Below are 9,756 nucleotides of genomic sequence, written 5' to 3' on the forward strand. Positions count from 1 at the left end.
TCGCCGATCTGCGACAGCTCGCGGATCTTGGCCAGCTGGGCGGCCGAGTTGATCGCGCCGATGTCGGTGTTCTTGTCCAGCGGGTCGCCGACCCGCAGGGTCTCCATCCGGCGCTTCAGCCGGCCGAGCACCTCGTCGTACACGCTCTCCTGGACCAGCAGCCGGGAGCCCGCGCAGCAGACGTGGCCCTGGTTGAAGAAGATGCCGTTGACGATGCCCTCGATGGTCTGGTCGATCGGGGCGTCCTCGAAGACGATGTTCGCCGCCTTGCCGCCGAGCTCCAGCGTGACCGCCTTGTCGGTGCCCGCGACGGACTTCGCGATCGCGCGGCCGACCGCGGTCGAGCCGGTGAACGCGACCTTGTTCACGTCCGGGTGCTCGACCAGCGCCTGGCCGGTCCGGCCCGCGCCGGTGACGATGTTCACCACACCCGGCGGGAGGTCGGCCTGCTGGCAGATCTCCGCGAACGCCAGCGCGGTCAGCGGGGTGGTCTCGGCCGGCTTGAGGACCACGGTGTTGCCTGCGGCAAGCGCCGGGGCGATCTTCCAGGCCAGCATCAGCATCGGGAAGTTCCACGGGATCACCTGGCCCGCGACACCCCACGGCTGCGGGTCGTCGCCGACGCCGGCGTACTCGAGCTTGTCGGCCCAGCCCGCGTAGTAGAAGAAGTGCGCGGCCACCAACGGGATGTCGACGTCGCGGGACTCGCGGATCGGCTTGCCGTTGTCCAGCGACTCCAGCACCGCGAGTTCACGCGAGCGCTCCTGGATCAGCCGCGCGATCCGGAACAGGTACTTCGCCCGGTCCTTGCCGCTCATCGGGCCCCAGACCTTGTCGAACGCCTTCCGGGCCGCCTTCACGGCCTTGTCGACGTCGGCCGGTCCGGCCTCGCTGACCTCGGCCAGCACTTCCTCCGAGGCGGGGGAGACGGTCTTGAACGGCTTCCCGTCTCCTGCGTCGGTGAACTGCCCGTTGATGAACAGGCCGTACGACGACTTGATGTCCACGATCGCCCGGGACTCGCGCGCGGGTGCGTACTCGAATCTGCTCATGCCTGTCAGTCCAAGGTGAAGTAGTCGGGGCCCGGGTAGTGCCCGGTGGCCAGCTTGGTGCGTTGCATCAGCAGGTCGTTCAGCAGGCTGGAGGCGCCGAAGCGGAACAGCTCCGGGTCCAGCCAGTCCGGCCCGGCTGTCTCGTTGACGGTGACCAGGTACTTGATCGCGTCCTTGGCGGTCCGGATTCCGCCGGCCGGCTTGACGCCGATGTGCAGCCCGGTGGTCTCGTGGTAGTCACGGACCGCCTCCAGCATCACCAGCGTCACCGGCAGCGTGGCGGCCGGGGACACCTTGCCGGTGGAGGTCTTGATGAAGTCCGCGCCGGCCAGCATCGCCAGCCAGGACGCCCGCCGGACGTTGTCGTAGGTGACCAGCTCGCCGGTCTCCAGGATCACCTTGAGATGTGCGTCACCCGCGGCCTCGCGGATCGCGGCGATCTCGTCGAAGACCAGCGCGTACCGCCCGGACAGGAAGGCGCCGCGGTCGATCACCATGTCGACCTCGTCGGCACCGGCCGCGACCGCGTCCTTGGTGTCCTGGACCTTGATCGGCAGGCTGGAACGCCCGCTGGGGAAGGCGGTCGCGACACTCGCGACGTTGATCCCGGAGCCCTCCAGCTCGCGCTTCGCGGTGGCGACCAGGTCCGGGTACACACAGACCGCGGCCACCTGCGGCGCGCTAGGGTCGGCCGGGTCGGGCCGTTTCGCCTTCGCACACAGGGCTCGCACCTTGCCGGGGGTGTCCTGGCCCTCGAGCGTGGTCAGGTCGATCATCGAGATCGCCAGGTCCAGCGCGTACTGCTTCGCGCTGGTCTTGATCGACCGGGTGCTCAGGGTGGCGGCGCGGGCCTCGGCGCCGACCTGGTCGACCCCCGGCAGCCCGAGCAGGAACCGCCGCAGCCGATCCTCGGAGGACGTCACGTCGGCCAAGGTGTCGACGCCGCTGTCGAGTGTGGTCACCCAACGCAGTCTAGTGCCGATTCTGAGGGGCGGTTACTTTGTGCTGGTGAAGTCGAAATCGCCGGAGAGCGAGCAGTACCTGTCCGCGTCGAACCGGATCACCGGGACCATCGTGCTGGTGATCGGGGCTCTCGGCCTGCTCGACGTGGTCCTGGAGTGGCGGACCGCCACCGGGCTGCTGGTCGGCAGCATCATCGGCATCTTCATGGTGCTGGCCTACGCCGGCCTGGTCCGGCCGTCGGTGACGCTGGACCCGGACCACCTGCTGCTCCGCAACCACCTGCGCGACTACCGGATCCCGTGGTCGAAGGTGACCGGCGCCGACGTCACCGACCTGCTCCGGGTGCACACCGAGGCGAACCGCTACCGCGCGGCCGGCGTCCAACTGGTCATGCGCGATCTTCGCAAGCAACGGGTCGGCGGCCGCAAGCTCGCCGCGGACAGCTCGATCTCCAAGGCCGACGTCGTGGTCAACCGCATCGAGACGCATATGGAGCAGTACGCCGGGACGTCCGGAGGCGACGTGGTCACCGCCTGGGCCCGGCCGGAGCTGATCGTGCTCGGCGTGCTCGCGGTGACCGCGATCGTCGCGGCGATCGTCCGCTGACCCGCTTGCTGACCCGACGGACGTTCTTCCGTACCGGTGCCGCCGCGGCGATCACCGGTGCCGTCGCGGTGACCGCTCTCGAGACCGGTGCCGTGCCCGGTCGTGGCCGGGTGCACGAGCTGCTCGGGCTCGCCGGCCCGGACGGCGTGGTACCCGACGTACCGGCCGGTCCGGTGGTGTCGGGGACCTTCGCGTCCCGTGCCCGGCGTACCGAGGTGGGCTACAGCATCGTCTACCCGCACGGGTACGCCGCCGGCGCCCGGCTGCCGGTGGTGCTCGCGCTGCACGGCCGGGGCGGAGACCATCGCTCGGCGGTCAACGATCTCGGAACGGACCACTTCCTGTCCGCCGCGGTCCGCTCCGGTACGCCGGCGTTCGCAATCGCCACGGTCGACGGCGGCACCGACAGCTACTGGCACCGCCGCGCTGACGGCACCGACCCCGGGGCGATGATCGAGCAGGAACTCTTTCCGTTGCTGGCGGCCCGTGGCCTGAACACCCGCAGGTACGGCGTTCTCGGCTGGTCGATGGGCGGGTACGGCGCACTGCTCCAGGTGTTGCAGCGCAAGGTCCCACCGGTCGCGGCCGGCGCGATGAGCCCGGCGCTCTGGCACCGGTACGCCGACGTACAGCCGGGGGCGTTCGACGGCATCGCGGACTTCGACCGCAACCAGGTCCTCGGCCGGGCGAGCGGCTTCCGGGACGTCGCGGTCCGGATCGACTGCGGACGCGACGACCCGTTCGCGGGGGCGGCCCACGACCTGCGGGCGGAGCTGCACGCGGACGGCGGGCAGCAGCCCGGACTGCACACCGGCGGCTACTGGCGGCGCATGCTGCCTGACCAACTGCGATTCCTGGGGACGAAACTCGTCGGCTGAACGGAACTGTGGCGCGAATCGCCGCGTCAGAGCCCGTGATCCAGCCCTGGTGAACCCCTGTACACCCCAGGATTGGTCCACAAGTCCCTTAGAACATCGAGAGTGGAGCTCATGGTCAACCTCTCCCGTACCACCCTGCGTGGTTTCGCAGCGGTCGGTGCCCTGGCCGGTTTCGCGGCACTGGCGCTGCCGAACGCGCAAGCCGCTCAGACCTCCAGCACGAGCACGACGGCCGCTGCCGTCACCCCGGCGGGCCCGGTCGACAGCACCGCGAAGGCGATCGGCCAGCCGCCGGCCGGCGAGCTGCTGACCACGAAGTCGTCGCTGACGAACGTCGTGCGCTACAACCGGATCTACAAGACGGGTCCGATCACCCCGTCGAAGTGCAAGGAGGTGAACGTCTCCCTGCGCACCGCCGCGGGCGTCCAGGCGTACGTCTCCCAGCTGGACCGCTGCATCTACGCCGCGTGGGCGCTGCCGCTGAAGCAGGCGGGTGCGGCGTACAAGTCGGCCCCGAAGCTGGTCTTCACCACCTCGTCCCGGGTCAACTCGGCCTGTGGCCTGGACACCAGCGGCCGCGCGTTCATGTGCGCCGCGGGCGGCAAGTCGTACATCTACTTCCCGGTCAGCCCGGTGATCAGCTACTGGAAGCAGAACCCGACCTTCGCGCGGGCGTACGCGTCGTTCACGATCGCGCACGAGTACGGTCACCACGTCCAGTGGCTGACCGGCATCCTGAACGCCTCGTGGCAGCGTCAGACCTCGTTCAGCACCAGCGCCGCGCAGCTCGAGGAGAGCCGTCGTCGTGAGCTGCAGGCGTCCTGCTTCGGCACGGCCGTCCTCGGCTCGAACAAGCGGTACTACCCGTGGAGCGGCGGCCTGATGACGCAGCTCAACAACGTCGTCACGCACAGCGGCGACCAGCCGGGCTACCCGCGGGACCACGGCTCGCTGAAGAACCACGCCTTCTGGTCGACGATGGGCTTCAACGCGAAGCACACCTACACGGTCGCGGGCAACTGCAACACCTTCAACGCCTCGTCGGCGTACGTCGCCTGATCAAGCGGACGTTTACGTCGTAACTCAGCCGCCCGGTACGCGTTGGCGTACCGGGCGGCTGTTGCGTTTTGGCGACACCTGCACGATCTGCGACCGTGTGGTTACTTGTTCATGGTGCGCAGGCCCTAGAGTTCTGAGTCGATCGTCGAACGGCAGGAGTCACAGTGAACTACGACGAGTTCAACACCGAGTACGCGAAGGTGCTGGACAAGATCAAGAGCGGCCGGTCCACCTGGTCGGAGCTGTCCGGCCACGTCACCCGGCTGCGTCAGGCGACCGTGGGGATCACCACGCCGGTCGAGCGCACCCAGGTCGACCACGACCTCGCCGCGCTCAGCCAGATGGTGGACATGTCCCGGCGCACCAACGACAAGGAAGACGTCTGGACGGTCACGTCCGACGCGATCCGCAAGGCCAGCAGCCAGGAGGGTACGGTCGCCGACCGGATCGCCCGGATCGAGGCCGCCATCAACGACATCTCCGCCCTGGCGAACCGGAACCCGGACGAGCGGGACGCGCTGATGCAGTCCACCAGCACGCTCCGCATCCTGCACTCGTCGCTGCAGAGCTCCCTGCACGCCGAGCAGGCCGAGGCAGCCGCGGCTGCCCGCTGAAGCCCGGAACCACCCGCCAGGTGTTCCGAGCTAGATACCTGCCGCGGCAGCCAGATCGGTCTTGATGGCTGCCAACGCGTCCGCTGCCTGCGTGCGCGCGCCGGCGACATCGGTCGTCACCGGCACCACCACCTCGAGGTAGCACTTGAGCTTCGGCTCCGTACCCGAAGGGCGCACGACCACGCGTGCGCCGTCGGACAGGGTGTAGCGCAGCCCGTCCGTCGGGGGCAACGACGCGGACCCCTGACCGAGGTCGTCGATCCGCTCCACGCTGTACGCACCCAGCCGCGTCGGCGGGGTCGCGCGCAACCGATCCATCGCCTGCGCGATCAGCGACAGGTCCTCGACCCGCGCCGACAACTGGTCGGTCGCGTGCAGGCCGTGCTTGACCGCGAGATCGTCCAGCAGATCCACCAGCGTCCGCCCGGCCGCCTTCGCCTGGGCCGCGAGCTGCAGCACCCGGACCAGTGTCGACACGCCGTCCTTGTCCTTCACGGCCGCCGGGTCCACGCAGTACCCGAGCGCCTCCTCGTACCCGAAGACCAGCTCCGGGACCCGGCCGATCCACTTGAACCCGGTCAGAGTCTCGACGTACCGGACGCCGTACGACGCGGCGATCTTGCCGAGCAGTGACGACGAGACGATCGAGCACGCCGCGACCCCTTCGGAGCCGGGCAGCAGGAACTCGCCGAGCAGACTGCCCAGCTCGTCGCCGCGGAGCATCCGCCAGCCGTTCACATCCGGGACCGCCACCGCGCAGCGGTCCGCGTCCGGGTCGTTCGCGACCGCGATGTCGGCGCCGATCTCTCGGGCGAGATCCAGCGCGGCGTCGATCGCGCCGGGCTCCTCCGGGTTCGGGAACGAGACGGTCGGGAAGTCCGGGTCCGGGTCGGCTTGCGACGCCACCACCTGCGGTACGGCGAACCCGGCGCGGGCGACCGCCTGCTCGACCAGGGTCCGGCCGACGCCGTGCAGCGGGGTGTAGGCGACCTTCAGGTCCCGCGGGGCGTCCTCGGGCACCAGGCCGGCGATCCGGTCCAGGTACGCGTCCAGCAGGTCGTCCCCGGCGGTCTGCCAGTCGTCGCCGCGGGGTACGTCGGCGAGCGGGCCGACCGCGGCGATGGCGGCCGCGATCTCCGCGTCGGCGGGCGGCACGATCTGCGAGCCGTCGCCCAGGTAGACCTTGTAGCCGTTGTCCTGCGGCGGGTTGTGGGACGCGGTCACGACCACACCGGCGACCGCGTGCAAGTGCCGGATCCCGAAGGCGACCACCGGTGTCGGTGCGGGGCGGTCCAGCAGTACGGCGTCCAGCCCGGCGCCGCGGATCACGGCCGCGGTGTCCTGCGCGAACACGTCCGACTTGTGGCGGGCGTCGTACCCGATCAGCACCGGGCCGTCGGTCAGGCCTTTCGCCTTGAGGTACGCCGCTAGTCCGGCGGCGGCGCGGATCACCACCACCCGGTTCATCCGGTTCGGTCCGGCGCCGACGGCACCGCGCAGGCCCGCCGTACCGAACTCCAGGGTGCCGTCGAACCGGTCCGCCAGCTCTGCTGTGTCTCCGGCCGCGAGGAGCTCGGTCAGCTCGGCACGCGTGTCGGGGTCGGGGTCCTCGCGCAGCCAGGCTTCGGCGGCTGCCTTCAGGTCATCTGTCACACGGGCACTCTAATGACCCGACGACTGGCACGGACGGGACCGGATGTCCGCCACGTAGTCGTCGGGGGCGCCGGCCGCTTCTGCGGCCTCGGCCAGGATGCCCAGGTAGCGGGCCGACGGCAGGCCGCCCTCGTACGCGTTCAGCACGTACATCCAGGCCAGCTGCTCGCCGTCCAGGGTCTGCACCCGGACCTGGATCTTGCTGTACACGCCCTGGTCGATGGCTTCCCACTCGTCGAGGCGCTCGACGTCCTTCGGGTGCACGTCGTACAGCGCCACGAAGACCTGGTTGGCGGGGTCGGCCGGGTCCTCGACCACGGTCGCCATCGCGCCCTCCCAGCCGAGCTCCTCACCGCCGAAGGTGAGCCGCCAGCCGGTGATCCAGCCGGTCCCGCGCAGGGGCGAGTACGGGCACCGCTCGGCCATCAGGTTCGGGTCCAGATTCGACGCAAACGCGGCGTACAGGGTCACGGAAAAACAGGATACGGAACAATGGCCTCTCGTGGCGCGAGTTGTGATCATCGGAGGCGGTCCAGGCGGGTACGAAGCGGCCAGTGCGGCCGCGCAGCTCGGGGCGGAGGTGACGGTCGTCGATTCCGACGGGATCGGCGGTTCGGCCGTGCTCACCGACTGCGTACCGAGCAAAACCCTGATAGCCACCGCGGAGGTGATGACCGAGGTGGAGGAGGCCGGCGAGCTCGGGGTCCGGCTGGACGACGGCGACGACGATCCGGCGAACTCTGTGCGTGTCGATCTCTCCGTCGTCAACAAACGGGTGAAGGCGCTGGCCGCCGCCCAGTCCTCGGGGATCAGCCGCCGGCTGGACCGGGACAAGGTGCGGGTGATCCAGGGCCGGGGCCGGATGGACGGCCCGGAGACCGTCGTGGTGGGTGACGAGCGGCTGGACGCCGACGTCGTCCTGATCGCCACCGGGGCAAGGCCTCGCATCCTCAAGGGGTCCGAGCCGGACGGCGAGCGGATCCTCACCTGGGAGCAGGTCTACGAGCTCTCCGAACTGCCCGAGCGGCTGATCGTGGTCGGGTCCGGTGTCACCGGCGCGGAGTTCGCCAGCGCGTACGACGCGCTCGGGAGCGACGTCGTACTCGTGTCCTCCCGGGACCGGGTGCTGCCCGGGGAGGACGCGGACGCCGCGGCCGTGCTGGAGGACGTGTTCAAGCGGCGCGGTCTGACCGTGCTGAGCAAGTCCCGGGCCGAGTCCGTGAAGCGACACGGCGACGGGGTCGTGGTGACGCTGACCGACGGGCGGAAGGTCGAGGGTTCGCACGCGCTGCTCGCGGTCGGGTCGCTGCCGAACACCGACGACATGAATCTCCTCGAGTCGGGCGTGTCGCTCACCGACGGCGGGTTCGTCCAGGTCGACCGGGTGTCCCGGACCACGGCCCGCGGGGTCTACGCGGCCGGCGACTGCACCGGCGTACTGATGCTCGCCTCGGTGGCCGCGATGCAGGGCCGGATCGCGATGGCACACGCGCTCGGCGACGCCGTCACACCGTTGGACCAGTCAACGGTGTCCGCCAACGTCTTCACCGCCCCCGAGATCGCCACCGTCGGCCTCACCCAGGCGGTCGTCGACGCCGGCGGCAGCACCGCCCTGGTCGTCAAGGTCCCGCTCTCCGACAACGCCCGCGCCAAGATGCAAGGCGTCCGCGACGGCTTCGTCAAACTCTTCTGCCTCCCGAACACCGGCATCGTCGTCGGCGGGGTCGTGGTGGCCCCCCGAGCCAGCGAACTGATCCACCCGATCTCCCTTGCCGTGGGCACCCGCCTCACCGTCGACCAGGTAGCCCAGTCCTTCACCGTCTACCCCTCCATCTCCGGCTCCGTAGCCGAAGCAGCCCGCCGCCTCCACCTCCGCAACTAAAACTACGGCGGGGAAAGTACGGCGGGGAAAGTACGGCGGGGAAAGTAGCGTGTGGCGTGGTTGGGTGGTCCCAGGTGATGGGTCGCGTGAGCTCGAGGTGCTGATGCGCAGTTCGCGATCGGCGCCAGGCTTTGGACAGAAGGCGTCGTACGGCGTTTGGTCCGCCGCTGAACGGCTGTCGGACGAATAGCTCGGTGGTCGACCGACCGGCGCGGGACGGACTCGCGTCCACCTCCCGAACCAACCGGCCCGGTGCTGTGGCCCTGGCCGGTCCTCCACCGGGGAGAATAAGAATCGCGTACGACGGAGCCGGTGGATGTGCAGCGATCACACTGCACGTCAGACGAGCTGAAGGACGATCCTCCGCCCATCCCGCCAGCTCGTAGGGCCGGCGCCGCGCAGCAGGAAACCCGCGCTCAGCCGTCTGCCATGGGCAGGGCGGTCCGGCCGGGTTCACAATGCAACCGGCGTCCGGGGCAGACCTCGTATCTCAAACCTGCGAACTGCTGAAAACATCGAGTACGCCGGAAACGCCCCGGAGCGAAGGTTGTTTCCTGGCAGGCGGCACGACCTGTCGGAGGATGAGACCGCTCGGCACGTCGTACGTCGCACGTCGCACGTCGTCCGGAACAGCACCGTTCGGCGTTCGGCGCCTACCTGCGCGGTGAACGCGGCCTCGCCGGGACAAGATCCGCGCGGACGTCCAGCTGAGCTCCCCGGATTGACGTGGCCCACCACCACAGTGGCGAGTGCAGTTCGGGCTGGACGCGCACCTCATCGAGGAATACACCGCCCCAGCCGCGCAGGTTGAGCAGTACGCCGGAGCCATCCGGAGGCGATGGCAGCGAGCAGTGCGCGGGCCGCGTCGCCGTACACGGTATGCCTGCCTAAGGGGTTGTCAAGTGATACTGTCATCTCTCAGGACATCGGTAACAGTTTTTGATCGGGACATCGGTGACGGTTCCGGCCGTCTTTGTGGTGACAGTTCGGCGGGGTCGGTGGGGTTGATGATGCTCGGGCCTGTCGACTGCGCTGGTGTCGAAGAACGA

General features: G+C 69.4%; 9 protein-coding genes. 5 read left to right on the forward strand and 4 right to left on the reverse strand.

The genetic code is table 11. The annotated features are described in order from the left end of the window. Both VFF46_RS04525 and deoC read right to left on the reverse strand, forming a co-directional pair. The coding region (locus VFF46_RS04525; RefSeq protein WP_325035740.1) for an aldehyde dehydrogenase family protein at nt 1-1,052 on the reverse strand (1,052 nt) is incomplete at its 3' end. 5 nt (nt 1,053-1,057) lie between these two features. Further along, complete coding sequence (gene deoC, locus VFF46_RS04530; RefSeq protein WP_325035741.1) at nt 1,058-2,014, reverse strand: deoxyribose-phosphate aldolase; 957 nt, start codon at nt 2,012-2,014, stop codon at nt 1,058-1,060. Between the two features lie 46 nt (nt 2,015-2,060). On the opposite strand from deoC, the gene VFF46_RS04535 reads away from it, so the two are divergent. The 4 genes from VFF46_RS04535 to VFF46_RS04550 all read left to right on the forward strand — a co-directional run bounded on the left by VFF46_RS04535 (nt 2,061) and on the right by VFF46_RS04550 (nt 5,172). Next, nucleotides 2,061-2,621: a PH domain-containing protein gene (locus tag VFF46_RS04535; RefSeq protein ID WP_325035742.1), complete on the forward strand. Its 561-nt coding sequence runs from the start codon at nt 2,061-2,063 to the stop codon at nt 2,619-2,621. Nucleotides 2,622-2,626: 5 nt separating this feature from the next. Next, a complete protein-coding gene (locus VFF46_RS04540; protein WP_325035743.1) occupies nt 2,627-3,499 on the forward strand; it encodes an alpha/beta hydrolase in 873 nt (290 codons plus the stop codon). A gap of 111 nt (nt 3,500-3,610) precedes the next feature. Next, entirely contained in the window at nt 3,611-4,558 is a 948-nt protein-coding gene (locus tag VFF46_RS04545) for a neutral zinc metallopeptidase (RefSeq protein ID WP_325035748.1), read from the forward strand. 164 nt (nt 4,559-4,722) lie between these two features. Continuing rightward, nucleotides 4,723-5,172 carry a hypothetical protein gene (locus tag VFF46_RS04550; RefSeq protein ID WP_325035744.1) on the forward strand — a complete coding sequence of 150 codons (450 nt, stop codon included), beginning with the start codon at nt 4,723-4,725 and terminating at the stop codon, nt 5,170-5,172. Nucleotides 5,173-5,202: 30 nt separating this feature from the next. On the opposite strand, the gene VFF46_RS04555 is transcribed toward VFF46_RS04550, so the two are convergent. Together VFF46_RS04555 and VFF46_RS04560 are read right to left on the reverse strand one after the other, a co-directional pair. Beyond that, entirely contained in the window at nt 5,203-6,825 is a 1,623-nt protein-coding gene (locus VFF46_RS04555; RefSeq protein ID WP_325035745.1) for a phospho-sugar mutase, read from the reverse strand. Between the two features lie 9 nt (nt 6,826-6,834). After that, on the reverse strand, nt 6,835-7,296 hold the full coding sequence (locus VFF46_RS04560; protein ID WP_325035746.1) for a gamma-glutamylcyclotransferase: 462 nt from the start codon (nt 7,294-7,296) through the stop codon (nt 6,835-6,837). Nucleotides 7,297-7,327: 31 nt separating this feature from the next. On the opposite strand from VFF46_RS04560, the gene VFF46_RS04565 reads away from it, so the two are divergent. Next, complete coding sequence (locus VFF46_RS04565; protein WP_325035747.1) at nt 7,328-8,707, forward strand: NAD(P)H-quinone dehydrogenase; 1,380 nt, start codon at nt 7,328-7,330, stop codon at nt 8,705-8,707. Nucleotides 8,708-9,756: the final 1,049 nt, after the last annotated feature.

The sequence above is a fragment of the Kribbella sp. genome (genome assembly GCF_035655035.1).
Taxonomy (GTDB): Bacteria; Actinomycetota; Actinomycetes; order Propionibacteriales; family Kribbellaceae; genus Kribbella.

What these genes read in the sequence shown, in the direction of transcription:
- VFF46_RS04545 (WP_325035748.1), top strand. Translation starts at nt 3,611, where the DNA reads ATGGTCAACCTCTCCCGTACCACCCTGCGTGGTTTCGCAGCGGTCGGT.